The organism is Paenibacillus sp. UASWS1643 (assembly GCF_008693195.1).
GTDB lineage: Bacteria > Bacillota > Bacilli > Paenibacillales > Paenibacillaceae > Paenibacillus > Paenibacillus amylolyticus_B.
The window spans coordinates 107,883-133,695 of the sequence record NZ_VXKZ01000115.1; the positions used below are offsets into that span (position 1 = coordinate 107,883).

General features: G+C 44.6%; 24 protein-coding genes and 1 riboswitch. Of the genes, 18 read left to right on the forward strand and 6 right to left on the reverse strand.

What is annotated here, in order from left to right; translation table 11 throughout:
• Positions 1–8 precede the first annotated feature (8 nt).
• Genes FE296_RS25135 through FE296_RS25145 form a run of 3 tightly spaced genes read left to right on the forward strand, consistent with a single transcriptional unit; the run spans position 9 to position 3,515 of the window.
• A complete protein-coding gene (locus FE296_RS25135; protein ID WP_143781232.1) occupies positions 9–1,328 on the forward strand; it encodes a hypothetical protein in 1,320 nt (439 codons plus the stop codon).
• Positions 1,321–2,019 carry a response regulator transcription factor gene (locus FE296_RS25140; protein ID WP_017688086.1) on the forward strand — a complete coding sequence of 233 codons (699 nt, stop codon included), beginning with the start codon at positions 1,321–1,323 and terminating at the stop codon, positions 2,017–2,019. Before FE296_RS25135 ends, FE296_RS25140 begins: the two co-directional genes overlap by 8 nt.
• On the forward strand, positions 2,016–3,515 hold the full coding sequence (locus tag FE296_RS25145) for a sensor histidine kinase (protein ID WP_150366718.1): 1,500 nt from the start codon (positions 2,016–2,018) through the stop codon (positions 3,513–3,515). Before FE296_RS25140 ends, FE296_RS25145 begins: the two co-directional genes overlap by 4 nt.
• 113 nt (positions 3,516–3,628) lie before the next feature.
• Here FE296_RS25145 and FE296_RS25150 read toward each other — a convergent pair whose 3' ends face one another.
• Positions 3,629–4,855, reverse strand: a complete 1,227-nt coding sequence (locus FE296_RS25150; RefSeq protein ID WP_124115248.1) for a glucose-1-phosphate adenylyltransferase — start codon at positions 4,853–4,855, stop codon at positions 3,629–3,631.
• A 193-nt stretch (positions 4,856–5,048) separates the two neighbouring features.
• On the opposite strand from FE296_RS25150, the gene glgB reads away from it, so the two are divergent.
• The gene (gene glgB, locus FE296_RS25155; protein ID WP_150366719.1) at positions 5,049–7,055 is read left to right on the forward strand and encodes a 1,4-alpha-glucan branching protein GlgB; all 2,007 of its coding nucleotides are present in this window, start codon (positions 5,049–5,051) and stop codon (positions 7,053–7,055) included.
• Positions 7,052–8,494: a glycogen synthase GlgA gene (gene glgA, locus FE296_RS25160; protein WP_124115246.1), complete on the forward strand. Its 1,443-nt coding sequence runs from the start codon at positions 7,052–7,054 to the stop codon at positions 8,492–8,494. Before glgB ends, glgA begins: the two co-directional genes overlap by 4 nt.
• A 145-nt stretch (positions 8,495–8,639) precedes the next feature.
• Here the strand turns inward: glgA and FE296_RS25165 are convergent, their stop codons facing one another.
• Both FE296_RS25165 and FE296_RS25170 read right to left on the reverse strand, forming a co-directional pair.
• Positions 8,640–10,406, reverse strand: a complete 1,767-nt coding sequence (locus FE296_RS25165; protein ID WP_124115245.1) for an alpha-glycosidase — start codon at positions 10,404–10,406, stop codon at positions 8,640–8,642.
• 265 nt (positions 10,407–10,671) lie between these two features.
• Complete coding sequence (locus tag FE296_RS25170) at positions 10,672–11,847, reverse strand: M20 family metallopeptidase (protein ID WP_150366720.1); 1,176 nt, start codon at positions 11,845–11,847, stop codon at positions 10,672–10,674.
• A gap of 210 nt (positions 11,848–12,057) precedes the next feature.
• On the opposite strand from FE296_RS25170, the gene FE296_RS25175 reads away from it, so the two are divergent.
• The 3 genes from FE296_RS25175 to FE296_RS25185 all read left to right on the forward strand — a co-directional run bounded on the left by FE296_RS25175 (position 12,058) and on the right by FE296_RS25185 (position 15,291).
• On the forward strand, positions 12,058–13,494 hold the full coding sequence (locus FE296_RS25175; RefSeq protein WP_411860614.1) for an ABC transporter substrate-binding protein/permease: 1,437 nt from the start codon (positions 12,058–12,060) through the stop codon (positions 13,492–13,494).
• On the forward strand, positions 13,481–14,203 hold the full coding sequence (locus FE296_RS25180; protein WP_017688094.1) for an amino acid ABC transporter ATP-binding protein: 723 nt from the start codon (positions 13,481–13,483) through the stop codon (positions 14,201–14,203). Before FE296_RS25175 ends, FE296_RS25180 begins: the two co-directional genes overlap by 14 nt.
• Positions 14,204–14,420: 217 nt before the next feature.
• Positions 14,421–14,617, forward strand: a riboswitch (cyclic di-AMP (ydaO/yuaA leader).
• Positions 14,618–14,619: 2 nt separating this feature from the next.
• Positions 14,620–15,291 carry a 3D domain-containing protein gene (locus FE296_RS25185; protein WP_150366721.1) on the forward strand — a complete coding sequence of 224 codons (672 nt, stop codon included), beginning with the start codon at positions 14,620–14,622 and terminating at the stop codon, positions 15,289–15,291.
• A gap of 105 nt (positions 15,292–15,396) precedes the next feature.
• Here the strand turns inward: FE296_RS25185 and FE296_RS25190 are convergent, their stop codons facing one another.
• Positions 15,397–16,188 carry a polysaccharide deacetylase family protein gene (locus FE296_RS25190; RefSeq protein ID WP_150366722.1) on the reverse strand — a complete coding sequence of 264 codons (792 nt, stop codon included), beginning with the start codon at positions 16,186–16,188 and terminating at the stop codon, positions 15,397–15,399.
• Positions 16,189–16,342: 154 nt separating this feature from the next.
• Here FE296_RS25190 and lpdD point away from each other — a divergent pair, with 154 nt between their 5' ends.
• The 5 genes from lpdD (at position 16,343) to FE296_RS25215 (ending at position 19,242) form a co-directional block, all read left to right on the forward strand.
• Positions 16,343–16,675 (forward strand): prenylated flavin chaperone LpdD, encoded by a 333-nt coding sequence (gene lpdD / locus FE296_RS25195; RefSeq protein ID WP_150366723.1) that lies wholly within the window; start codon positions 16,343–16,345, stop codon positions 16,673–16,675.
• A 118-nt stretch (positions 16,676–16,793) separates the two neighbouring features.
• On the forward strand, positions 16,794–17,465 hold the full coding sequence (locus FE296_RS25200) for a PspA/IM30 family protein (RefSeq protein WP_124115240.1): 672 nt from the start codon (positions 16,794–16,796) through the stop codon (positions 17,463–17,465).
• Between the two features lie 95 nt (positions 17,466–17,560).
• Entirely contained in the window at positions 17,561–17,962 is a 402-nt protein-coding gene (locus tag FE296_RS25205) for a DUF350 domain-containing protein (protein WP_036613690.1), read from the forward strand.
• A gap of 23 nt (positions 17,963–17,985) precedes the next feature.
• The gene (locus FE296_RS25210) at positions 17,986–18,492 is read left to right on the forward strand and encodes a DUF4178 domain-containing protein (RefSeq protein WP_076210134.1); all 507 of its coding nucleotides are present in this window, start codon (positions 17,986–17,988) and stop codon (positions 18,490–18,492) included.
• Between the two features lie 12 nt (positions 18,493–18,504).
• A complete protein-coding gene (locus FE296_RS25215; protein ID WP_150366724.1) occupies positions 18,505–19,242 on the forward strand; it encodes a DUF4247 domain-containing protein in 738 nt (245 codons plus the stop codon).
• A 112-nt stretch (positions 19,243–19,354) separates the two neighbouring features.
• Here FE296_RS25215 and FE296_RS25220 read toward each other — a convergent pair whose 3' ends face one another.
• Positions 19,355–19,651 carry an HNH endonuclease gene (locus FE296_RS25220; RefSeq protein ID WP_124115237.1) on the reverse strand — a complete coding sequence of 99 codons (297 nt, stop codon included), beginning with the start codon at positions 19,649–19,651 and terminating at the stop codon, positions 19,355–19,357.
• A 194-nt stretch (positions 19,652–19,845) separates the two neighbouring features.
• On the opposite strand from FE296_RS25220, the gene FE296_RS25225 reads away from it, so the two are divergent.
• Together FE296_RS25225 and mobB are read left to right on the forward strand one after the other, a co-directional pair.
• Complete coding sequence (locus FE296_RS25225) at positions 19,846–21,135, forward strand: molybdopterin molybdotransferase MoeA (protein ID WP_150367672.1); 1,290 nt, start codon at positions 19,846–19,848, stop codon at positions 21,133–21,135.
• A 6-nt stretch (positions 21,136–21,141) separates the two neighbouring features.
• Complete coding sequence (gene mobB, locus FE296_RS25230) at positions 21,142–21,702, forward strand: molybdopterin-guanine dinucleotide biosynthesis protein B (RefSeq protein WP_150366725.1); 561 nt, start codon at positions 21,142–21,144, stop codon at positions 21,700–21,702.
• Positions 21,703–21,921: 219 nt separating this feature from the next.
• On the opposite strand, the gene xerS is transcribed toward mobB, so the two are convergent.
• Positions 21,922–23,013: a tyrosine recombinase XerS gene (xerS, locus tag FE296_RS25235; RefSeq protein ID WP_223869027.1), complete on the reverse strand. Its 1,092-nt coding sequence runs from the start codon at positions 23,011–23,013 to the stop codon at positions 21,922–21,924.
• 193 nt (positions 23,014–23,206) lie between these two features.
• On the opposite strand from xerS, the gene FE296_RS25240 reads away from it, so the two are divergent.
• The 3 genes from FE296_RS25240 (at position 23,207) to FE296_RS25250 (ending at position 25,569) form a co-directional block, all read left to right on the forward strand.
• Positions 23,207–23,695 carry a GNAT family N-acetyltransferase gene (locus tag FE296_RS25240; protein ID WP_036613700.1) on the forward strand — a complete coding sequence of 163 codons (489 nt, stop codon included), beginning with the start codon at positions 23,207–23,209 and terminating at the stop codon, positions 23,693–23,695.
• Between the two features lie 79 nt (positions 23,696–23,774).
• Positions 23,775–24,548: an SDR family NAD(P)-dependent oxidoreductase gene (locus tag FE296_RS25245; protein WP_150366727.1), complete on the forward strand. Its 774-nt coding sequence runs from the start codon at positions 23,775–23,777 to the stop codon at positions 24,546–24,548.
• Positions 24,549–24,675: 127 nt separating this feature from the next.
• Positions 24,676–25,569: an aldo/keto reductase gene (locus FE296_RS25250; protein WP_150366728.1), complete on the forward strand. Its 894-nt coding sequence runs from the start codon at positions 24,676–24,678 to the stop codon at positions 25,567–25,569.
• Positions 25,570–25,813 lie beyond the last annotated feature (244 nt).

Here is a 25,813-nt window from a genome sequence, read left to right on the forward strand (position 1 = left end):
TGATGAGATTGTTTAATTCACGGTGGGGACGCTTTGTAGCAGCAGGAACTATGGCGATTATGCTTGGTTCTGTTCTAAGCGGATGCACAGTCATAAGTGACCCCAAGGGTTTGATGAGAAAACCAATGATGTCCACCGATAAGGAGAAACTGTACAACGTGGTTCAGGTTAAATTGCCGCCAGAGAGTACATTGATTCGTCCCAAGGATATGAATAATACCAGCATGATTCGGGTGGAAGACCTGAACGGGGATGGAACTCGGGAAGCGATTGTTTTTTATGAGACACCAAATGAGAATGTACGAATCCATGGCATGATTTTGGAAGAGCAGGGAGGCACTTGGGTTAAAAAACTTACATTTGATGTGCCGGGAAATGAGCTGCAATCCTTTAAAGTATTGGATATTACGAATGACGGAAATCCGGATATTATTCTTGGTGTAAGTCTGCAGGAGCAGAAGGCCCTGACTGCATATTCGTACAAGGGCGGGGCACTGGAGCAGGTCTTGGGTGGAGTTCCGTATAATCAATATATCATTGATGATGCGCAGGGGAACACGCTGGATTTGAGCGGAGATGGTAAGAGTGATTTTGTTATCATTTCGCTGAACAACAGCGGTTTTGCAACGATTGCGTTATATCAGTACGAAGATGGCAGCTTCAAGGAAGTTGATCGGGTGCAGACCGATTATACCGTTAAAGAAGTTTATAATGCTCTGGGCGGTGAGATCGCCAAAGGACAGATGGGCATTGTACTGGATGCCGAGCTGGATGATCGGAGTTCCTTCTCGCAAATTATGTATGTTAAAGATAACAAGTTAGTCAATGCTTTCAAATCACCGGATCAAACGTATAGAGATGACAAAATTTTAAGCGGTGATGTCGATAATGATGGTATTATTGAGTTTGGACTTAAAGAGACTCCAAAAGGTTGGGAGCATTACGTATTTGACTCTCGGTTGTGGTTTTACACCTATTATCAGTGGGATGGCAAAGACAGCAAGAAATTTGTCTCATTCCAATTCCGGGATGATGCTGATTTATTCCATCTAAATCTCAAACCAGAGTGGTACGGTAAGATCACTATTGACACCAAATCGGAGAAGGAAAAATATATTCGATTTAAAATGATTGATACGGATGAAACCGTGGCAGAGATCAAATATTTCACCCTTTCCAAGTGGGAACAGGAGAAGGGTAAAAGCTGGAAGGAAATTACCCGCACCAAAGATCGGGTTATTGCATCACGGGTAGCACAATCAGAGGCTGGTAAAGATGCACTGAGCAATACTTCTCAGCTGAATAGAAAGGGAGAACTTAATGAGTAAAGTACTTATTCTTGAGGATGAAGAATCCATCCGCAGTTTTATAGTGATTAATTTAAAGAGAAACGGATTCGAAGTGCTTGAAGCGGGTGACGGGCATGAAGCGCTTCGCATACTGCAGACGGTACCGGATATTGATCTGGCTCTGCTGGATGTCATGGTACCAGGTATTGATGGATTCGAGGTGTGTCGACGGATCCGTGAAACCAATGAACGTCTAGGCATCATCTTTTTGACCGCGAAAGTTCAGGAACAGGATAAAGTGTACGCACTTTCCGTTGGTGCAGATGATCACGTTAGCAAGCCTTTCAGCCCAACAGAGTTGATTGCACGTATTCAGTCATTGTTGCGTCGTGTGAACGTGCATCGGGAAACTGCGGCGAAGGTTACGTTCCAGTCTGGGCCATTTTCACTGGACCTGATCTCGAAGCAATTCAAGAAACAAAATGAAGCTATTGAGTTAACTCCAACGGAGTTTTCCTTGATTCAATTTTTCCTGGAAAAAGAAAATACACCGCTCAGCCGCGATGTATTGTTAGATCATGTATGGGGAAAAGAGTACATGGGTGATCCAAAAATTGTGGATGTCAACATTCGTCGTCTACGTCAGAAAATTGAGAACAATCCTTCCGAGCCCGAATACCTGCAGACAGTATGGGGTCACGGGTACAAATGGAAGGGCCGGGAGCAATGATTAAAAAAGGCATTACACGGCAGATCGTACTACATTATTTCTTTGTAGTTTTTCTTGCTCTGCTGTTGGTCGAATTCGTATTTATGTTGGCAGTGCAAAGGTACTATTATGAAAGTATCTACAATACGATTAGTACCCACATTTCCAATTCAAAGGACTTTTTCGAGCCGATCGCTCGTGAGAATAACACGGAAGACGGCAATAATCTGTCCAGATTGATTGTGAATTTGGCATTGTCCAATACTGAACTGGAAATTTTGGATCTGAACGGGCGCGTATTGGCGAGTTCGACTGCTTTTGAATCTGACCGTGCTGTGCTGCAAACCAGTGATATTATGCAGGCTCTGAATGGGGATATGGGACGCTGGATTGGAAGACAACCAGGTACTGGAGAATCCGTCATGGCCGTTTCACACAAGTTTGATCTGGGCGGCGAAAATACTTATGTTATTCGATATCTGACTTCACTCGAAGATGTGAATTCAAAGCTGTTGAATATGGGACTACTCGCCGCTGCGGTCGGTGTTGGCGTGCTTGCCATAGTGTTGATCATCAGTATTGGGATGGCAAATTCCATTGTACGTCCAATTAACAACATCACCGCAGTATCTGCCCAAATGGCCAGAGGACGGCTGGATGTCAGGGTTAAGGGGAATTATAAGCACGAACTGGGCGAATTGGCTTCAACACTTAATTTCATGGCACATGAGATTGTGCGCAGTAATCAGATCAAAGATGATTTTATCTCTTCGATCTCACATGAATTAAGAACACCTCTGACCAGTATTAAGGGCTGGAGCGAGACACTGGACTCAGGCGGTTATGATCCGGAAGAGACACGTATCGGTATGGGCATCATTTCCAAGGAAACCGAACGCCTGATCGGACTTGTTGAAGAGATGCTGGATTTCTCCAAATTACAACAGAATCAGATGAAGCTGGTCAAAGGAACGGTCAACATTCGTGAAATTGTACAGGAAACGATGTTGAATGTTTGGGCCAAAGCGGAACAAAAACAAGTCCATCTCAAGTTGGAAACGGACGAGACTCGCGCTTATAATGTCCATGGAGACGGCAACAGACTGAAACAAGTGTTCTTAAACATTGTTGATAATGCGATCAAATTTTCACATGAGAATTCCTGGATCTTCTTGTCCGTCAAAGAGGAGAATGGTCAGATCATTGCAGCTGTTCAGGACACCGGTATCGGAATTAGTGAAGAACACCTAATCAAAGTACGGGACCGCTTCTTCCAGGTAAATCATCAAAATGGAGGAACGGGACTGGGTCTTGCGATTACGCAAGAACTGGTAGAACTGCATGAGGGGACGATCACGATGCAGAGTGAACTTGGATCTGGTACAACCGTTACTGTTACATTACCGGCTGTGTCTGAGGAGATGGGTACAGAAGAATCTGTAACTGCGTCTGGTGATGCTGAATTCACAGATGAGCGAATAGCAAGCGATACAAAATCAGATATAGAAAAGTCTTAAGATTTAAAAGATAAGAGACTTTTCTACCTGACGATCGAGCATGTACGCTTTATAACATCCATATCAACAGAAAAAAAGGTGAGCCATCCAAGGCTCACCTTTTTTGCATATTATTATGAAGAAAGTTCACCAGTGCGCAGGCGCCCACTTTTTTCATATACTTCTTTCAACATACGAACAGGTTGTGTACGGACTGCAGGTTTGGCAGAGACGATCTCGTTAGGTCCAACAACCACAATTTCATCCGCCGTACCTTTAACGATTGCACCGTCCTTGATTATGGCCCCTTCACCAATGATGGCGCGTTCGATGTGAACCCCGCGGCCAATGCGTGCGTTAGGCATAACGACACTGTCTTTAACCTCAGAGCCTTTACCTACTTCTGCACCGCAGAAGATAACGGAACGTTCCGAACGACCTTCGATTGCACAAGAGTCATGAATCATGGAAGTAACATGTTCGATCTTTGTATGTCTTGCTTTGTAAGCACTTGGTTTGGAGCGCCAGTCGCGAGTAAACATCGGCCAGTTTTCTTTTTGAAGACTCCAGTCTTCCTCGTTGTGCAACAAATCCATATGTGCATCCCACAGACTTTTAACTGTACCTACATCTTTCCAATAACCATTAAAGTTATAGACAAACAGGGGATTATTTTCGTTCAACATTTGTGGAATAACATCTTTACCGAAGTCATGACTGGATTCAGGGTTAGCGGCATCTTCCAAGAGATGGCGTTTCAGATAATCCCATTTGAACATGTAAATGCCCATTGAAGCCAGATTACTTTTTGGTTCAGCCGGTTTCTCGGCAAACTCGGTTACACGCAAATCAGCATCGGCAGCCATAATCCCAAAGCGATGTGCTTCATCCCATGGAACTTCCATAACTGAAATCGTTGCTGCGGCATTATTGGCTTGATGAGCCTCCAACATATCACGATAATTCATATGATAAATATGGTCACCCGACAAAATTAGAACATTTTCGGGGTTTTGTTGATCAATATAGTCGATATTTTTATAAATAGCATCCGCCGTTCCCAAGTATTCGTCATTTCCTGTATGATAAGATGGAAGCAAGGAGATTCCTGCTTCACTAGAGTTGCCATGTCCCCATGGTTCTCCTCCACCGATATGATCGTGTAAAGATTCCGCTTCGTACTGCGTCAATACTCCTACAGTATCGATCCCTGAGTTTACGCAGTTACTGAGAGGAAAATCGATGATCCGGTAGTGCCCGCCAAACGGTACAGCGGGTTTTGCGATACTTGAGGTTAAAGGGGCTAATCTCTTCCCTTCTCCTCCCGCCAACAGCATAGCGATGCAATCTTTATTAAACATAATCGTTTCCCTCCCAAAATATTGTGCATTGTAGTACATCATTAACGCAAAGTAGAGCAAATGAAACGATTGTTACTGTAAAAATTCTGAAAATGTACAACATTTTCTAATTCACCGCATTTTTCTTTTCAACTTGGCTAGAATGGGGTAATGGTTACTGTTATATCTATTTTCTTGAGAAGAAGGTGATCTCTTGGCCATTCAACCGTTAGCACACCCGGACATATTGCCGGAGCATATTTATTTATTTCATGAAGGTAACCTTCATCACAGTTATCGAATGTTGGGCGCGCAGCCTGAGACTTGCGATGGCCTTCAGGGGTATCGCTTTACCGTGTGGGCACCAAATGCCGTAGAAGTAGGACTGGCTCTGGACCGCAATGAATGGAAAGGCGAAAAGGAACCTTTATATAAGATACCCGAATCAGGATTTTGGAGTCGTTTTTTTCCGGAAATCAACGAAGGAACTTTATACAAGTTCCGTATATTAACGGAAGATGGAACAGAATTGCTCAAAGCGGACCCATATGCGTTTCAAGCAGAGGTTCGACCTCAGACAGCCTCTGTCACCAGTTCAATCGAAGGGTACAAATGGAATGATGGAGCCTGGAGACGCAAACAACGTGCCATGTATAACAAACCTCTACATATTTACGAAATGCACATGGGAACCTGGAAGCGCAAAGAAGACGGAAGCCTCTATAGTTATCGTGAGATGGCTGATTTGCTTGTTCCTTACTTATTAGAAATGAAATATACACATGTTGAAATGATGCCCCTCAGTGAGCACCCATATGACCTTTCGTGGGGCTACCAAAACACAGGGTTTTATGCACCAACCAGTCGTTATGGGCATCCAAAAGATCTGATGTATCTGGTGGATACACTACATCAGGCTGGGATTGGCGTATTGCTGGATTGGGTACCTGCACATTTTGCCAAAGACGCTCATGGGTTGCGTATGTTTGATGGTACGCCTTTGTATGAGTATGCGGATCCGATGTTAGCAGAGAAGCCGGGCTGGGGTACACTTGGCTTTGACTACTCGAAACCTGAGATTCGTTCATTTCTGATCTCCAATGCATTATATTGGATGGAGATGTATCATTTTGACGGACTCCGTGTTGATGCGGTTACGAGTATGCTTCGGCTTGATTTTGAGAAGCAGCCAGGACAATATCGTACCAATGATGAAGGTGCTCTTGAGAACAAGGAAGCTGTAGCCTTTTTGCAGCAGCTGAATAAGACGGTGTTCAAGTATTTCCCTTATGCTTTGATGATGGCTGAAGAATCTAGTGCATGGCCAATGGTGACTTTACCTGTAGATGAAGGTGGTCTGGGTTTCAACTACAAATGGAACATGGGCTGGATGAACGATACGCTTGATTACATGGAATCTGATTTTCATGAGCGTCCTTCCAAACATCATTTGCTGACTTTCCCGGTCGTATACTCCTTTGCTGAAAATTATGTGCTACCTCTGTCACATGACGAGGTTGTTCATGGCAAAAAGTCGCTCCTCGACAAGATGCCAGGAACCTATGAGCAGAAATTTGCCGGCATGCGTGCTTTTCTGGGCTATTTTATGACTTTCCCAGGGAAAAAGCTGTTGTTTATGGGTGGAGACTTTGGCCAGTTCATCGAATGGAAAGATGAGGATCAACTGGACTGGTTCTTGCTGGATTATGACAGTCACCGCAATTTGCATAAGTTTGAGCGTGAGCTGTCTAACCTGTACTTGAGTGAAAAAGCTTTGTGGGAGCTTGATCATTCCTTGGACGGTTATGAATGGATCACTCCGGATGATCAGGACCAAAGTGTCATTTCATACGTACGCAAAGGAAAAAAACCTGCGGATACACTCCTTGTGCTCATTAACTTTCAGCCGGTCAAGCGGGAGCGTTACCGGATTGGTGTCATGCGTCCCGGTATGTATACCGAAGTACTGAACAGTGACCATTCCGTTTACGGCGGTTCAGGCATTACTAATGATATGCAACTGCCTACCGAAAAGATTCCTTTTCATGGGCATCCGCATAGTCTCGAATTGGTATTGCCTCCGCTGAGCATCGTGATTCTAAAAAAGAACACGCGTCGGAAAACGGATGAATCACCTGCGAGCATAACTTCCGTCAGTTCAAAAACGAAGAATAAAAATGAAAGCAACACGCTCAAACCGAAGAGGAGGACAAAGGCATGAATATTCTATTTGCTGCTGCTGAAGTACATCCATTTATCAAAACAGGAGGCCTTGCTGACGTAATTGGTGCTCTCCCGTTTGCATTGAAAAAGAACGGGGCAGATGTGCGGGTGATTATGCCTAAGTACAAGGGAATTCCCGATGAATATAAAGACGCACTACAGCCTGTAATTACAACGGATGTGCCTCTTGGCTGGCGCAGACCCTATTGTGGTATAGAAATGCTGGTTCATGATGGGATTCCAGTATATTTTGTGGATAATGAGTATTATTTTGGGCGTGATGGAGTGTACGGTTATATGGATGATGGCGAGCGTTTCGCCTTCTTCAACCGTGCAGTTCTGGAAGTGTTGCCACAGATTGAGTTCAAGCCTGACGTGCTGCACAGTCATGACTGGCATGCAGGAATGATCCCTTTGGTGCTTGAAGCCCATTACAGACACGATTCATTCTACAGTGGTATTCGTACGGTATTCACCATACATAACTTGTTGTACCAAGGGGTATTCCCGCATGAGTTATTCAGTGAAATCCTGGAGCTGGACGATCGATATTTCACCGTGGATGGAGCCGAATATTACGGTAACGTCAATTTTTTGAAAGCAGGAATTGTGTATGCTGACCATGTGACAACCGTAAGCCCAACATACGCACAGGAAGTGCAAACGTCTTATTATGGATATGGCCTGGACGGACTGCTCAGTTCACTTGGAGATCGTTTCAGCGGGATTGTGAACGGGATTGATACCAAGAGTTACAACCCGGCAACGGACAACAAAATTCCAGTGAAATACAGAACCAGTCTGTCCAAGAAAACGGAGAACAAAATTGAACTGCAAAAGGAACTTGGACTTCCCGTTCGTCCTGATGTACCACTTATGGTGATGGTGACAAGGCTCGTCGACTCTAAGGGGCTTGATCTGGTCTGCCGTATCCTTGATGAATTGCTGTACTATGATGATATTCAATTCGCGGTACTGGGAACAGGAGAGCCTATGTATGAACACTGGTTCCGTGAAGCTGCTAATCGTTATCCGCTCAAAATGTCTGCCCAGATCACGTTTAATGATGGGTTATCCCGACGTTTCTATGCAGGCAGTGATATCTTCCTGATGCCATCGAGGTTCGAACCATGTGGTATTAGTCAGCTTTTGGCTCTGCGGTACGGTAGTGTGCCTCTCGTAAGGGAAACAGGCGGTCTGAACGACACTGTGCAGGCATACAATGAGTTTACTGGAGAAGGGAATGGCTTCTCATTCACAAGCTTTAACGCACATGACATGATGAATACCATTCGGCGTGCTGAGGAGATCTACAAACAGCCAGAACACTGGAAGAAAATCGTGAAAAATGCAATGGGCGGAGAATACAGCTGGAATGTCTCAGCGGAGGAATATATGGACATTTATCGTCGGATCACACTTGATCCAGTAAACTGATGCAATCCTGAATGAGCCACAGCATTCCTGCTGTGGCTTTTTTTAATCAATAAAACAAAACACTTCCAAAAGCTCAGAATGAAAGTCATCATCTGAGACGGTGAAAGTGTTTTTCTTTTATTATAAGACTCTCAGAATTTAAACCTCAGTAGTGTTGGATGGTTGCCGGATCAAGCTGCCTGTACAAAATGCGGTACCCATAGGGGTCAAGCTTAATATTCATCATTCCATCGGTTGGAAACACAGGTTCTTCAGTTAATGCATCCTTCCAGTCTTTCGTTTCCATGGGATGAGAAAGCGTTCGATCTTGAGGTGTATTGTTCATCCATACGGTAAAGTGAAGGTTGTCATCCACGCGCTCGTACACGATACAGGGATCATTGTGATCAGCCTTGAGGAATCGGAAGCGTCCTTTGCGCAGGGCTTCATTGCTTTTGCGTAAATCGATCATCAGACGATAGAAATCATACAATTCTCTGTCTTGCTTGGCGGGGTCCCATTCCATACATTTTCGACAATCCGGGTCAGCATCACCACTAATTCCCACCTCATCGCCGTAGAAAATACAAGGTGTACCGATATAAGTGAACAGAAATACAACCGATAATTTTAAACGGCGTTTGTCTTCTCCTAACCGGGTGAGCAGTCGAGGGGTATCGTGGCTGCACAGCATATTAAAGATCACTTCGTTGGTTTGTTGCGGATAGCGCATAATTAGTGAACCCATCTCGTTGGCAAAATGATAACCATCCATTGAACCACAGAAGAACTGAAGCACTTTGTCGGCAAATGGATAATTCATGACGGAGTCGAATTGATCTCCCATAAGCCAGGTCAAGGAGTCGCTCCATACTTCACCAACAATATAGGCTTCAGGATTCGCTGATTTAACAACCTTGCGAAAATCACGCCAGAAATGGTTGTCCACTTCATTTGCTACATCCAGACGCCAGCCATCCAGCTTGATTTCCTTGATCCAGTACTCAGCTACATCGAGTAGATATGCCTTAACCTCAGGGTTGGCTGTATTGAATTTGGGCATATTTCCATAGAACCCAAATGTATCGTAGGTTGGTATACCATCCTTGATCTGAACCGGATATTCATTGATGTGGAACCAATCGGCATACTTAGAGTTTTTTCCATTCTGGAGCACGTCTTGAAAAGGAGGGAAGTCTTCGCTGCAGTGGTTAAACACCGCATCAAGCATGACACGTATACCCAGCCGATGACATTCTTCTGTCAATTGTTTGAGCAGGGCATTATCACCGAAATGAGGGTCGACTTTTTTATAATCAATCGTGTCGTATTTGTGGTAAGAATTGGCCTGGAATAACGGGGTAAAGTAAATGGCGTTCACGCCAAGTTCAGTTAAGTCATACAGATGATCCAGCACACCTTGCAGATCTCCACCAAAATAATTGTCCAGCTGAGGTTTGCCACCCCAGTCATGAGTTTCTTTTGGATTCAGCTTAGGATCTCCATTAGCAAACCGTTCCGTCATGATCTGATAAAAAACAGCTTCTTTGGCCCACTCGGGCACCTTAAACACATCAATTTCATGTATATACGAGAATTCATAATATCCTCCAGTTGGATAGGGGGTTTCATAATGAATTCCATTATCCGCAAGAAAAACATCTTCTGAACCGGCAGTTATCCGAAATATATAGGTGAGACGTTTGAATTGTGGCTTGACGGCAGCCTCCCAATAATCAAACATGTTATCAGAAGCAGCCTTCTCCAATTGAATTTCCTTGTACGTTCCATTCCAATCGTACTTATCTCCGGTCAGTGCAGTCACGTATTGCACATCATTTCGTTTGGTTCGTACGCGCAGATGTATGGTAGACGAATTATAGGCATAAGCCCACTTGTCACGAGGAACATGATACATGGCTTCGAGCAGCATGACAGCACCTCCTGAATATAGGATAAGTTATGAAAACCGGTCTTTTGAACACGCACTTATAGTTATAATTAACCAAGTTAGCCAGCAAATGAATCATATTTACTGTAATAAAATGTATTATTTTCATCGTTTTCAAAGGTTTCTTTCACAGCATTTCCAGCTTCGTGCTGAATATACTTACAGCTAATATAGAAAAGGGTGCCCTGAACAGCTTGGAATTCAAGATTGTTCAGGGCACCCCTATATAACATGTTGAAAGTGAATTTTAGCGAATAGCTTGCTCAAACTCCGTGCGGATGGTTTGAAGCAGCTCTGGCTGGCTCAGTACGTCATAGGCTGTTGTAGCAAGTGCCTTTGCTCCCAGAATCATGCCATCCAGCGCGCGCTCCTGAAGTGCAAGGTCACGAAAGGCTATAGAGTGCAAGGTATGAACCTCATCCACAACACGAATGTAGGGATGGATTGCAGGACATTTCAGGGAAACGTTACCGATGTCCATAGAGCCGTGATCATTACCACTCACAATCTCTTCTTGCGGGATACCAAGTTCCATCAGATTTTGACTAAACGCAGCTGAGAATGCTTCATTGGTAACCATCTCGTCATAGGACGTTTCATAGTTGGATGTCACCAGCTTGCATCCTGTCTGGAGAGCAGAACCTTCAGCGATCTGAATCACACGTTCTGTGAGGATATTCAGTTCTTTGCGAGTTGCTGCCCGTACATAAAATTGCGCAGAAGCATAGTCAGGAATGATATTAGCTGCCTGACCTCCGTTGTTGATCACACCATGAATGCGAACGGTGCTTTTCACTTGTTGCCTGAATGCATTGATTCCGTTGAACGTTTGAATGACGGCATCAAGAGCATTAATACCTTCGTGTGGACTTGCAGCAGCATGTGAAGATCGGCCATGGAATTCAAATTGTACTGCATCAATAGCCAGCGAGCTGCCTGACTTTTCGTAGGCATAATATGGATGCGCCATGAGAGCGACATCACAGTCATCGAACAAACCTGCTTCTGCCATCGGAACTTTGGCACCACGTGTCTCTTCAGCGGGTGTGCCAAACACTTTAATCGTTCCACCTACTTCATCCAGAATGGATTTCAGCCCAACAGCAGCTCCAAGACTCATCATGCAGATCAGATGGTGTCCACAAGCGTGACCAATCTCCGGCAAGGCGTCATATTCACACAATAATGCAATGGTAGGGCCGGGTTTGGCGGCTGAATAGGTTCCGATAAAGGCTGTCTCCAGTCCAAGGATTGGAGCTTCTACAGTGAAACCGTGGTAGACCAGTTCTTCTTTCAAACGGGCAGAAGCGAGATACTCTTCATTTCCCAGTTCGGGGTTGGCACCGATATATGATGAAATGGCTTTAAAACGGGAAGCATATTGATCAATAACCGTCAGAATTTGTGATTTGTTAGCTGTCATTAGTAAACTCCTTATGCAAAAATGAAAATAATTCATTGATTATATCATGTTTGCTTCAATTTTTCAGAAACAAGTCAAGATTTGTAATGTCAAAATGCATTGCATAATCATGCATTGTACTTTATAATGACTCAGTCATCAACATGAGAAGCATACAAAGTATTGTAAGGGGAGAGAACGAGGTTGAAATTAATAAGTCGTTATACCATGATGCTGTTGACCCTTGTCGTTCTGCTGACAACTGCCGTTCCTGTGGCACTTGCAAGTGGAACTACAGATAATTCAAGCAGTAAAAAGCTGGTACTCGGTACAAGTGCCGATTTTGCACCCTATGAATTCCATAAAGTGATTAATGGCAAAGATGAAATCGTCGGTTTTGATATTGAGATCGCCAAAGAGATTGCCAAAGATCTTGGCGCTGAACTTGTGATTGAGGATATGGGCTTCGACGGTCTTCTGCCTTCATTGCAGAGCGGGCGTGTTGATCTGGTAATTTCAGGTATGACGCCGACGGATGAGCGGAAGAAAAGTATCGATTTTTCCGACACCTATTATAAATCAAAACAAGTGATTATGGTTCGCAATGTGGATAAAGACAAATATCCAACCATGGCAGAACTTGAAAATGCGAAAATTGGCGTTCAGAAAGGCTCCATTCAGGAAACAATCGGACAAGGTATTCCAGGAGCGAAGCTTACTGCGCTTGATAAAATCTCGGATATCGTGCTTCAACTGCAAACAAAACGCATTGACGCGGCAATCGTTGAAGATACCGTTGCTGCAGGTTATCTGGACGATATCATTGGACTTGCTGCTGCTGTTCCGGACGAAGAGCAAGCAGAAGCGGCAATCGGGATTCGCAAAGGTAATACCGAGCTGCTAGCTGCAGTAAATGGAACACTGGAGCGATTGAAAAGTGAAGATAAAATCAATCAGATGGTGACGGACGCCAGCCTCTTGATGGCGGATAAAGCGAACAAATCACAAAATATTTTCCAAGTATTCTGGGAATATAAAAGTTTCTATGCTACAGGTGTAGGATACACACTTCTGTTGTCTGCACTTGGGGTTATCTTCGGGGTAATTATTGGATTGATCATCTGTTTGTTCCGTTTGCATGACGCTGCAATCTTGCGCTGGATCGGTACTGCTTACGTTGAAGTGATCCGTGGCACACCGATGCTGGTACAATTGATGATTATTTACTATGGTTTTTCCCTGAGCTTTGGCATTAACTTCACTGCACTTCAGGCAGGTATCATTACACTTTCAATCAATAGTGGTGCCTATCTGGCGGAGATTTTCCGTGCGGGCATCCAAGGTGTGGATCGTGGTCAGTTGGAGGCAGCGCGTTCATTAGGTATGGGAAGAGGCGCCGCGATGCGTTATATCATATTGCCACAAGCCTTCAAAGCCGTATTACCAGCGATCGGTAATGAATTCATAACTATCATTAAAGAATCCTCCATTATCTCTGTTATCGGTATGGTGGATATTATGTATCAGGCAAGTGTAGTCAAAAACATTACGTACCAAGGATTGAGTCCATTTTTGATTGCAGCAGCCATCTACTTTGTAATGACGTTCATTTTGTCCAAGCTGCTGGGACGACTGGAAAGGAAGTTGAGTGCAAGTGATAGACGTTAGACAATTACACAAATCTTATGGTAATAACGATGTGCTTAAGGGCATTAACGTGACGATTGGCAAAGGTGAGGTCGTCGTAGTCATCGGCCCTTCCGGTTCAGGTAAAAGTACATTCTTGCGTTGTCTGAACCTGTTGGAACAGCCTACCTCGGGTGAGATTGATTTTGAAGGCGTGTCAATCACTGATCCGAAGCACAACATTAATGCAACTCGGGAAAAAATGGGCATGGTGTTCCAGCATTTCAACCTGTTCCCACACAAAACGGTACAGCAAAACATCACGATTGCTCCGATTAAAGTGAAGAAACAATCCACTCAGGAAGCGGAAAAAATTGCTGCTGATTTGCTTAACACCGTGGGCTTGTACGATAAAAAAGATACATTCCCGAATCAGCTGTCCGGTGGACAGAAGCAGCGGATCGCCATTGCAAGAGCATTGGCCATGCAGCCGCATGTGATGCTGTTTGACGAGCCTACTTCGGCACTGGACCCCGAGATGGTCGGTGAAGTGCTGGATGTCATGAAACGTCTTGCAGAAGGCGGGATGACGATGGTCATTGTAACGCATGAGATGGGTTTTGCACGTGAAGTAGGAGACCGGATCCTGTTCATGGACGGCGGGGTTATTGTAGAAGAGGGAACACCAGATGAGGTGTTTGGAGCACCGAAAAATTCACGTACACGTGATTTTCTTGCGAAAGTACTCTAAACGAAGTGATCAAATAGCGTTACTGACTTCGAGTCGGTAACGCTATTTTTTATGCGCATTAATCACTTAAAGATTCGAAATGTAACTTTTCTGTTACCAAATATAAAGAAGTCGGTTCGCCTAAATTTTCTGAATTATCCAGTATTCTTACAGTTGATGACATGCTAAAAACCATTTGGTAAGAATTACTACAAGTTCAGGTTACAAAGTTGTGATATATTGAACTCTGCCGAAACTTCCGGACAGGGAGTGCGGGGGATGTAACGATGCAGATTGTGCAGGGGGGAGATCTACAGCACACTGCTTGGGGTGAATTAGGGGTACATAACGATTCCAATGTAATGAAGAACCTATAGGGTGGGCTCCTCATCCGAATCCGACAACTAACTTCGCAGGCACAATGAGGGAGGAAGACCATGATTAACAAGAAACGTATAGCCAAAACAGCAGTAGCATTATTGACAATAGCAATGCTAATTCAAGCCGTTCCGGCTCACGCCGATTCAGTTCATGTGGCCAAAGAAGGGGATACCTTCTACACCTTATCAAAACAATATGGAGTAGCAATGAACACGTTGGTTAAAGCAAACAACGACATTTCACCTTACAACATTTATGGTGGTTTGAAAATTACGATTCCCGGTAAGGCAAACAATGTAGCTGCCGCGGCGACGGAGAGCAAGACCCATGCCAAAACGGTTACCACAGCAAGCTTGGACGTTAATGCAGATAACAAAGTGGTTCAGGCCTGGGGTAAAACATTCGATTACAGCAAAGCTGTGAACGTAAAAGCAACGGCTTACTCTGCAGATCCGTCTGAAAATGGAGGCTGGGGTGCAGTCGATTATTTCGGAAATGACCTTGAACTGGGTACGATTGCAGTTGATCCAAGTGTAATTCCACTCGGAACCAAAGTACTGGTAACTGGTCACAGCCATCCAGGATTGCCAAAGCAGGCTTTTGTAGCCACAGCGCGTGATGTGGGCGGTGCAATCAAGGGTCATCGGATTGATATCTTTATCCCGGGTAGCAAACAGTCCGTAAGCACATTTGGTTTCCAGGATATCGAGCTGTATATTCTTAAGTAGAAAGTAAATTACATCTAACGAATTCAAACAGGGTGTCTGCCAGTCGCTAACTTGCGATTGAACAGCACCCTTTTAATATTTTCATGATTTCCTAACACGGTTATTCTATTCTTTCGCCTTCGGTAATCCCAGCATTTCGTCCAAGGTGACGAGTTCATATCCGCGCTTTCGCAATTCCTCAATGATTTCAGGCAAAGCCTCAATCGTGCCGTTCAGGTTTGATCCTACACCGCCTCCAGCATGTTGCAGAACGATGGAGCCGGGTTTTACGGCAGACAGGATGTTATCTTTCACCTGTTCCTTTGATAGGCCTTTCCAGTCCAGGGAGTCTACGTTCCAGTTCACAATGCTATAGTGTTGTTTGGCAGCCCATCTCAGCTGTTCTTCATTAATGTCTCCATAAGGTGGCCGAATCATCTTGGGTGTATATCCCGCCAAACGTCGAATAATATCTCCGGTATGTAAAATTTGTTTGCGAAAGGCATTCATCGACAGCTTACTGAATTCAGGATGATTGTAGCTGTGATTACCAACCATATGCCCTTCCTTAACGATGCGTTTCACCAGATCCGGATGTTTCTCAGCACGACTACCCACGATGAAGAATGTAGCTCTGACATTGTATTTCTTCAATACATCCAGCACTTGTGGAGTAAACCGTGGATCAGGTACATCATCAAAAGTGAGTGCAACCTTCTTGGTTGAAGGACCATTCGTTTTGAACGTATCGGCATATTTTTGACGTAACTGTCCCAATGTCAGTTGTTCTTCTTCCGCAGAATCCGAACCTGATACTGATTCACTTGACGGGCTTGAAACATCCCGTGATGAAACTGGAGCATGATATCCCCCGAGAAAAATAACGATAATCATCAGCATAATGAGGCGTACACGCATAATAACGGCCTCCTTTTCCAAAATGACGTTCTCCTTGGTATGCCCGGGGGTCTCATAAAATATGCGTAGTGTGAGAAGTTTCATTGCGGATTTAGCTTATGACAGCCATAATTCCTCCATATAAAACATATAGAAAAGGATAGGTGGATAGGATATGAGTACATATGATTTGAAATCCATACGTTTACAGGTGATTGAAGCAGGAGAGGATAAGGTTTTTCTCGTTACCGGAGGAAAGGCGCATATTGGTGCCGTAGCCACGTTCTACGTGGATCATGAGCGCGTCAGCGGGACGACGGTACATATTCCGGGGCATAAGGAACAAGAGTTGTGTGAGCGGCTTGCCCGAAAGGCTGCCCTGCAGCTGAAAGTAACCGTTACGGTAATTATGGGTATTCATTTTGATTCCATTACACGGATGCAGATCGATGAAATCGTGCAGACTGCAGAGAGGCTAATGGAGGATCATCTCAACAAGGAAATGTGATCTTCCTAAACAATCGCATGTTTCAATTTTATTTTATTTGCTAAAATTGAAACGAGTTGTAGATTGTTACGTATGTATGTTTATATACGATGTAATATCGACTAGGAGGAATAACATAATGTCCATTTTCAAACGTTTACGTGATCTAACCATGTCTAACATTAACGCCATTATTGACAAGGCAGAAGACCCAATCAAGATGACGGACCAATATATCCGTGACATGCAAGAGGACCTGGAAGATGCGGAGAAAGCAGTAGCGCAACAGATCGCCATTGAGAAGAAATTCAAGCAGTTATTCGAAGAGCAGGAAGCTTTAGTGAAAAAACGTGAAGAGCAGGCGCATACGGCGGCACGTGCTCAAAACTTGGATCTGGCCCGCAGGGCTTTGGAAGAAAAAAAAGCAGCCGAAGAGAAGATGACTGAGTACAAAACCAGTTATGATCAAAACAAGGCTTCAGCAGATAACCTGCGTGGCAAGCTGGACGAGATGCGTAAACAACTGACTCAAATGAAGAACAAACGGGAAACACTGGTAGCCCGCTACAATGCAGCAAAAGCCCAAACGGAAATCAACAAAGCGTTGAATGGGTTTGGCTCCGATACTGCAAGTGCCGGTATGAAGCGCATGGAAGAGAAAATGATGCAGATGGAAGCACAGGCAGAAGCAAGTAACGAAATGTCTTCCAAAGGCAAGTCTTTGGATGAAGAGTTCGAGAAGTTGGGTAAAGATCAGGCTGTTGAAGACGAACTCGCAGCATTGATGAAACAGTACGATAATAAGAACTAATACCTTGGTTGTCAGCAGGGTTAACCAGCGGAGGAGAAGAGTATTTCTCCTTCGCTTTTAAATGCGGTTCATGTTGATATGTGGGGGCTGTGTAAATGGATTTGAATATTTTGGCGATGCTGGTCTGGACCGGATCTGGTTCGGTTTTGCTGTTTGTCCTGATGTATGTAGATTCACTGTTCACGAAATATAAGGATTTTGCTGAAGTTAAGGCTGGCAATATGGCCGTTACTACACGGATGGTTATGAAATTATTTGCACAAGGGTATGTACTCGCTACGTCCATTTCTACGGCTGGTCATCTTGGAGAAGCATTGTTGGTCTCCGTTGTATCCTTTATCATTTTGTTGATTCTGGAGAGTGTTGTACACTTTATGATTCGCAAATGGGCCAATCTGGATCTGGATACGGGAATTCAGCAAGGGAAGACAGGATACGGGTTGTTCTCTGGCGCTTTACATATCGTGGGCGCACTGATTATTGCCGCTTGTTTATAAGATAAGGAACAGGAGTAATTCTCATGAGTGTATGGAAACGAATTAAAGGAATACTAACAAAACCTGAACCACCGCAGGCAGAGAAAACGATGCTTCAGCTTGCACCTGGTGATATCTGTGAGGTTTCTCTGGTCACTTATGAAGTCGTTGGTCGGGTACAAAATCGCGCTCGAAATGCAGTTGTGCTCACGCTGCAGGATGGTACCGCATTTCGATATTTGCATATCGAAGAACGGGAACTCACACGTTACGCCCTATATACACCAATTGATGGCAGGCTTGATGCACCTGATGAGGTGCCCACATTGCTGGACCTGGATGGACGCGCATTTCATCTGGAGGAAGAGTATGGAGGCATGGTATCAACGGCAGGTAGAACTCCATATGGCCAGGCTGGAGAACAATTGGTATGGCAGTATCAGTCGGATGATAATATGCTTCTTCGGGTGGAGTGGCAAGACAGAAGATTTACACTGTATGAGGGTGAGTCCATTCTTCCTGCGGATATCAAAGTAATTCGTTCGAGCTAGGAGAGGTTCCCAATGAAAAAACGCTTGGCACATGGATTAAAATTAATGCTGGTCCTCAGCCTTGTGATGTCTCTGTTGTCCGCGTGCGGAGCACCTTCTGTTCAGGACACATATCCGCTTGAATCGGTTAACGGCAGTGGTAACTCAACGTCCTATGTGTACCGGGCTTCAGACCGTACCGTTCCGGAAGTGGCTCAGGAATTGTCTGACCAAAGGCAAACGGATCAGATCTCGGCAGAGAACACAGAGCGTATGTTCCTCGTGTATCAGGACGAGTATTATCATCTGCAACAAGACCCGAACAAGCCGGAGGATACCTTGGTTGAGGTGGACTCCAAGGAATATGTTCGGCAGAACTACGATTCATCTTTTTTACAAGGGTACCTCACCGCTACATTAATTGGTAATCTGTTCGATTCTTTTGGCGGGCGAGGTTATGGCAAATATCGAGGATATACCAATAAAGATACGTATAAACCGAGTGCAGGATCTTATCGTGCACCAACAAGTAATGACAAGAAGCTTGCTCCACCTATTACTGTTGATCGGAAAGGTACGATTACAAGGCGCGGAAGCGATAAAGATTCAAGCGTGGGATCTGGCGGAGGATTATTCAACCGCAACAAAGATCAGAGCAAGGGAACCATTGATCGCAACAAGAGCAGTGGTGGGTTGTTTGATTCACCTAAGAAATCCTACAAAAAACCAAAAACCAGAGTGGGCGGCGGCCGAATTAAGAGGCGAAGATAATAAACATCTAATCATAAGGATGGCTGCCAATCGCATAATTCATTTAAGAACAGTGAAAAGGGAAGGCGGATTCACCTCGCCGGCACATGACCTTGGAGCTGTTCTTTTTGGTTTACGATTTGCGAACATGATTGGATTTGCGTACACGGGGAATCGTTGTAGCAGGCTGTTTGCGAATCCATCGGATAAATGGAATCATTCGTTCATCCTGTCTCAAGGATTGCAGATCCGTGAGACCAAGGGTTACAATGTCGCGATTCGTGTATAGCGAATGAATCTGTTTGTGACAGGGGATACACAGGTTGGCTGTTGGCAGAGATGTTCCTCCCATTTCTTTCGGTGTCAGATGATGAATGGTCGTGTTTACAGGTTCTCTTCCGCATAATTCACATCGATTACTTATGATCATCGCCTCCCTTAGTTAATTATATTATGGGCAGACAAAATGCCTTTCATGTTGAATATAGTTCAAGGAATGTTACACCTATAAGAAATATGATTTGTCACAGGATTCAATAAGTAATGTACTTGTTATCTTAGAGCATTCGGGCTACACTTTCTTAAAAGATGATATGTCTCTGGGAGGTAAGAATACTTTTGAAAATGAACTCACATTCACATGATATGACAACTGCCAAATTCAATCGTACAGCTGTACAGGTACCGGATGCCCAAGCCAAAATAGCTGCAAGAGTTACTGTAGGCTCCATAGAGAAAGTTCACCTTGAATCTGCTCATGGCCGCACACTTGCAGAGACGATTCAGGCACCTCATCCGTATCCATTCTTTCGGAGATCGGGTATGGATGGATTCGCGATTATAAGTACAGATACCATAGATGCATCAAGTGATCATCAAGTTTGGTTTCGAGTAATTGATGAAATTCCTTGCGGCTACACCTCGGACCACACCATTGTTTCAGGTACGACGGCTCGCATCATGACCGGTGCACAGGTTCCGGAAGGTGCGGATGCGGTAGTCATGATGGAGATGACCGAGAGCAAGGTAGAGGACGGAGCACAGTGGATTGCATTGAAACGGCACATATTATCGGGTGCTAACATCACCCCAATCGGGCTGGAAGTCCAAGAGGGACAGCAACTGCTCGAAGCAGGAACGATCATCAGGGCAGGAGAGCAGTCCGTGTTAGCTACTTTTGGCATAGCAGAGGTTCCCGTATTTCAACGTCCAAAGGTGGCGATATTCGCAACTGGCACGGAATTGCTTGATGTAGATGAGCCCCTGCAACCGGGCCGGATTCGAAACAGCAACAGCTACATGCTGCGTTCTCTGGTCGTTGAAGCGGGAGGAGAGCCGGTGATGTATGGTTCCATTGCAGACGATGTGAATACGGCAAGGGCCAAACTGGAAGAAGCCATTCAAGACAATGATATCGTGGTGACTACAGGCGGTGTATCCGTCGGGGATTATGATATTATGGGCGAACTTGTGCTGGAAGAACATGTGGAGATGTTGTTTAACAAAGTGACAATGCGACCAGGCAGTGTAACCACAGCTGCTGTATATAAAGACAAATTGCTGTTTGCGCTTTCGGGTAATCCGGGTGCTTGTTTTGTGGGCTTTGGTCTATTTGTTCATCCTACCATTCGTTCCATGCAAGCCGATGCTCATCCTTATCTGGAAGAATGGACTGCCATATTGGAAGATGGGTACACCAAAGTAAACAATTTCAAACGATTTGTACGTGGGCGTACTGAGATTCGCAATGGGATGGTATACGCGATACCAGCCGCAGCCCGTGTAGATGAATCCAGTGTGATGATCACCATTAAGGATAGTGATTGTCTGATAGTTATCCCACCTGAAAAAAAAGGTATTCCTGCGGGTGAGCAGGTACGTATTCTCAAACTGCCCTCAGGTCATGTGAGGTAGTGGTAGATGACTACTATGAGTGATACAAAGCCACATATCATACAGATTGTCGGATACAAAAACACGGGCAAGACAACCCTGACAGCCGCGCTGATCGGGCACTTTTCTTCCATGGGACTTAAAGTAGCAGCGATAAAGCATGATGGACATGATCATTTTGAGATGGATCAAGAAGGAACGGATTCGTATCAATTTGGGGAGTCGGGAGCCTCGGCGGTGGTTGTCATATCCGAGAAACGTACTGCGATTATGGAGCGACAGGCAACCAAGCTGGAGGATATGCTGAGCTATCTGTCCGGTTATGATTGGATTGTCATTGAAGGATTCAAGGATGCTTCTTATCCCAAATTCGTGATGGTTCGAGAAGAGAAAGATCTGACCTTGGTTGATCAACTTGAAGGGGTATTGGGGATGATCTCATGGCTACCTCCAGAGCAGTTTATAGAGCGGAGCACTTTTAGCAGAAATATAACATGTTACTCGGTTCATGAAACGGAGGATATAGCCAAAGCGTTGTTAGCGATGGTTGAGAGCGAGTGTAGGCAGAATGGTGAAGTCGAATCGTAGAAACGTCAAGAAGTGGGAAATTATAATCGCTGGATATGATTGAATGTACAGAGAGCGTGATTAATCGTCTTTGGATAAAACGTAACATTTATTATGTAAACTAAATTGTTTCTACATGTGCTTTTCTCCTTGAATGATGCAAAAAAATAAAAAAAGCAGCAGACCTTTCTCGGAACAGAATCCTTGATGCGGTTTGCTGCTTTTATTATGTTTGGGATGTTACATCCCGTCGTCAGTACGGCGTTCAATGGCTTCGGACATCGTTTTGTCGGTAAGGTGAGCATAGATCTCGGTCGTTTCCGTAGAAGCGTGACCGAGCTGCTCCTTCGTTTTGTAAATATCATTTTGCAAATAATAGTCCGTTGCGAATGAATGACGTAATTTGTGCACAGTCAAGTATGGTTTCCCAAAGCGCTTGGCGTATTTCATGATCATGGCCTGGATCGCTCTTTTGGTCATTCGACTTCCTTCTGCATCTCCGTTACGCAAAGCAATGAACAGACCTTTCTCCCGTTTGGGCGTACGGTAACGTGATTGCCGCAGGTTCATATAAGTCGCGAGTTCATCCTTGGCCTGTTCCCTGAAATAAACGGGTGTTTTGTACGTCTCATCATTGTTACCTTTGCGATAAACATACAGGAGTTTGTTGTTCAGATCGAGATCATCGACGTTCAGGTTCACGACCTCCGACACCCGTAAACCTGAATTGAGGATCAGGCTGGCAATGCAGGCGTCCCGTTCTTTGTTGAGCTCATGGGAATACAGTGCCTGTTTGTTCTTTTCCATATCAACAGCGTAACCTTCAAGGATATAGCCGATAAATTCCAGCAGTTCCTCTTCCTCCAGAATTTTACCTTTGAGTTTGGCAGCGGTGTCCTTGGGTTTATGGGTACGCTTGATCTCGATTTTGGCCATAATATTCCGCTTCAGCAAAGGATAAAAGTCTTCATCTTCCGCAATCTGGCTCAGGTAATGAAAAAGGGAGCGGAGGGAAGAGAGTTTGCGAGAGACGGTAATTCTGGAATTGGTTCCTTCCCGTTTGGTTGTGAGAAATAACCGATAGGCGGTAACTGAATCCATGCGTAGGACTTCCAGTTCAGTCAACGTTACTTCTTTATTAGAGCTTGCTTGGGACAGCCCTTCTGCTCGCAACCATCCGAAGAAAGCTTCGTAATCTCTCAGATATTCGAGCAGGGTAGAGGGGGACAGGTCAGGCAGCTTGTAGTCCATGAATTGCTGAACGAACCAAGGCATGGAAGGTAGTTTGTCATCCAGCTTGCGTCGATCAATCTCTTTTTGCACGTTGGTCAAGTTCGACACCTCCATGTGAAAAACATATAAAATGAATATTCAATTTAATAGTATTCTATGCTCTAGTGTACCATAATTTACATGCTCACAGCTTGTTCACTAAAGCAGGCAGTAAGTAGGGGATGCTTCCTTGCCCTTCGGCGCGTAAACCTTTAAAGTAATTAGTATACGTAAAGCAGAGGAGGTGAACCGGATGAATATGAAAATAGAACTGGTTCCCCGGGAACGCAGTCAGGTGATTCGGCATTTAATGCAATTTTATCTATATGATTTTACCAAATATCTGAATATTGATGTAGACAGTAACGGCATTTTTCCGGAATATCCGGGTCTGGAGGCATTCTGGGCAGAAAAGGACCGCAAGTTTCCTTTTTTGATTACAAGTGACGGGGCACCTGCAGGGTTTGCTCTGGTGGAGAAATTGGAGCCTGGAAGTAAGGATAATGACTACTATCTGACTGAGTTTTTTGTGATGCAAAAATATCGGCGCAGTGGAGTGGGTACTCGGGCAGCCTATGAGCTGTTCAAACGTTTTCCAGGAAGATGGAAAGTGACCCAGGTTCGTAACAATGTCATTGCTCAGGCGTTCTGGCGAAAAATTATAGGGGATTATACCGGAGGCCGCTTTCGAGAGAAGTTCCATCCGGAACTGGGTAATCCAAGCCAGTATTTTGTAACCTGATTCCCATCGGGGTTTACCTACATATAGAAGCATTCTGCTTGAATGCTGAAATATAGAATCTGATAAAGGAGTGAGTAATATGAACGTACCCACATTCAATCTTGATGGACAGACAGCACTGGTGACAGGCGCGGGGAGAGGGATCGGAAAAGCAATTGCGATTGGACTTGCCCAGTCAGGCAGTGACGTTGTACTTGTATCCCGAACAATGAAAGAAATTGAGGAGACAGCCGCCTACATCTATGAACAGACAGGGCGTAAAGCGCTCGCTCTAACTGCGGATGTGACATCAAGAGAACAACTGGAAGAGACGTTTCGAGAGGCAATCTCGGAGATGGGCAGTCTGGACATTTTGGTGAATAACGCAGGTATGAACATACGGACTCCAGCACTTGAAGTCACGGACGAGCAGTGGGAGACCATCATGCAGACAAACTTAAAATCGGCTTTCTTTGCTTCGCAATTAGCGGGTCAGCATATGAAAGAACGTGGGACTGGGAAGATCATTAACATCTCTTCGGTAGGCGGCCACACGGCTTTGCGGACAGGGGTTGTATATGGTGCGACCAAAGCTGCGTTAATTCATATGACCAAAGTGCTCGCACTGGAATGGGGAAAGTATGGAATCCGTGTCAATTCAGTAGGGCCATGGTATTTCCGAACACCTTTGACTGAAAAGCTGCTAGATGATCCCCAGTATTTGCAGGAAATTGTGAACCGTACACCGCTACAGCGAGTGGGAGAACTGGAAGAAGTGGTAGGGCCGGTTGTGTTCCTGGCATCAGATGCAGCGGGATATATAACGGGTCAAACGTTGTTGGTTGACGGTGGGATGTCGATCTACGGATTCTAGATGAGTAGAGTTGATAGCAATCTGGAAAAGTGGGTGGCATAACCAACGCATGGGTAATAACATATGGGAAGTTAACTGTATTTCTATTTATCTGTACCCAATTCACTGAACTTGGAGGAAGATAACCATGGAAACGCGCAAGTACGGTAATACTGGCATGAACGTAAGTACACTTGGATTTGGCGGAGCGGAAATAGGCAAAGATGTATCCAAAACGGATGTAGCGACATTGTTGAATAGTGCCCTCGATGCTGGATTAAACGTGATTGACACGGCTGAATGTTACGGTGACAGCGAGGAACTAATCGGTGAGGTGCTGTCACATCGGCGTGATGACTACTATTTGTTCACCAAATGTGGACATGCTGCCGGGATCGAAGGTCCGGATTGGGATGCCAAAGTACTGGAGCAAACGATTGACCGCAGTCTGAAAAGGCTGAAAACGGACTATGTGGATGTTATCCATTTGCATAGCTGTTCTGAAGAAGTACTTCGACAAGGAGCAGTAATCGAAGTACTGCAACGTGCCAAGGAAGCAGGAAAGACCAGGTTTATCGGATACAGTGGGGATACAACGGATGCGCTATATGCGATTCAGACCGGAGTATTTGACAGTCTGGAGACGTCACTAAATATCGCAGATCAGGAAGCGATTGAACTGACTTTGCCTGAGGCAAGAAAAAGAAACATGGGAGTAATCGCTAAAAGACCTATTGCCAATGCGGCCTGGGCATATGAAACACTTTCGGAAGAGGCTTATCCATTTATATACTGGAAGCGCTTAAATGAACTTGACTATGGTTTTCTGGGTGAAGATGCCCAGGCAGCGGTAGAAACTGCACTGCGATTTACGCTAAGTACTGAAGGCGTAGATACGGCTATTGTAGGAACAGCCAAGCCCAATCGCTGGCAGCAAAATGCCGACCTTGTGGCTAAAGGGCCACTACCACAGGAATTATATGATGAGATTAGAGCACGATGGAAAGAAATCGCCGGAGCAGATTGGACAGGCCGGACCTGATTCTTTGCATTTGCCCAATGGATTTTAATTTTGCGAAGCTGCCCATAGGCAGCTTTCTTTTTGTCATAAACATTATATTTTCAACATATGAAAAATTCACAATAACTAAACATTCTAACTATTATGTAAAATGTCCAAATCATCTTAAGCATACTACTTTAATTTTGAGACAAAGATAAACGATAACTGTGTTTGCACTAAAAGCTAGTTCGTCATCAATATAATATTTCAACATATGAAAAAT

Coding starts and splice junctions, on each gene's coding strand:
- FE296_RS25140 (WP_017688086.1), top strand. CDS start 1,321: ATGAGTAAAGTACTTATTCTTGAGGATGAAGAATCCATCCGCAGTTTT.
- FE296_RS25145 (WP_150366718.1), top strand. CDS start 2,016: ATGATTAAAAAAGGCATTACACGGCAGATCGTACTACATTATTTCTTT.
- FE296_RS25150 (WP_124115248.1), bottom strand. CDS start 4,855: ATGTTTAATAAAGATTGCATCGCTATGCTGTTGGCGGGAGGAGAAGGG.
- glgA (WP_124115246.1), top strand. CDS start 7,052: ATGAATATTCTATTTGCTGCTGCTGAAGTACATCCATTTATCAAAACA.
- FE296_RS25165 (WP_124115245.1), bottom strand. CDS start 10,406: ATGCTGCTCGAAGCCATGTATCATGTTCCTCGTGACAAGTGGGCTTAT.
- FE296_RS25170 (WP_150366720.1), bottom strand. CDS start 11,847: ATGACAGCTAACAAATCACAAATTCTGACGGTTATTGATCAATATGCT.
- FE296_RS25175 (WP_411860614.1), top strand. CDS start 12,058: ATGCTGTTGACCCTTGTCGTTCTGCTGACAACTGCCGTTCCTGTGGCA.
- FE296_RS25185 (WP_150366721.1), top strand. CDS start 14,620: ATGATTAACAAGAAACGTATAGCCAAAACAGCAGTAGCATTATTGACA.
- FE296_RS25190 (WP_150366722.1), bottom strand. CDS start 16,188: ATGCGTGTACGCCTCATTATGCTGATGATTATCGTTATTTTTCTCGGG.
- lpdD (WP_150366723.1), top strand. CDS start 16,343: ATGAGTACATATGATTTGAAATCCATACGTTTACAGGTGATTGAAGCA.
- FE296_RS25200 (WP_124115240.1), top strand. CDS start 16,794: ATGTCCATTTTCAAACGTTTACGTGATCTAACCATGTCTAACATTAAC.
- FE296_RS25205 (WP_036613690.1), top strand. CDS start 17,561: ATGGATTTGAATATTTTGGCGATGCTGGTCTGGACCGGATCTGGTTCG.
- FE296_RS25210 (WP_076210134.1), top strand. CDS start 17,986: ATGAGTGTATGGAAACGAATTAAAGGAATACTAACAAAACCTGAACCA.
- FE296_RS25215 (WP_150366724.1), top strand. CDS start 18,505: ATGAAAAAACGCTTGGCACATGGATTAAAATTAATGCTGGTCCTCAGC.
- FE296_RS25220 (WP_124115237.1), bottom strand. CDS start 19,651: ATGATCATAAGTAATCGATGTGAATTATGCGGAAGAGAACCTGTAAAC.
- FE296_RS25225 (WP_150367672.1), top strand. CDS start 19,846: ATGAACTCACATTCACATGATATGACAACTGCCAAATTCAATCGTACA.
- mobB (WP_150366725.1), top strand. CDS start 21,142: ATGACTACTATGAGTGATACAAAGCCACATATCATACAGATTGTCGGA.
- FE296_RS25240 (WP_036613700.1), top strand. CDS start 23,207: ATGAATATGAAAATAGAACTGGTTCCCCGGGAACGCAGTCAGGTGATT.
- FE296_RS25245 (WP_150366727.1), top strand. CDS start 23,775: ATGAACGTACCCACATTCAATCTTGATGGACAGACAGCACTGGTGACA.
- FE296_RS25250 (WP_150366728.1), top strand. CDS start 24,676: ATGGAAACGCGCAAGTACGGTAATACTGGCATGAACGTAAGTACACTT.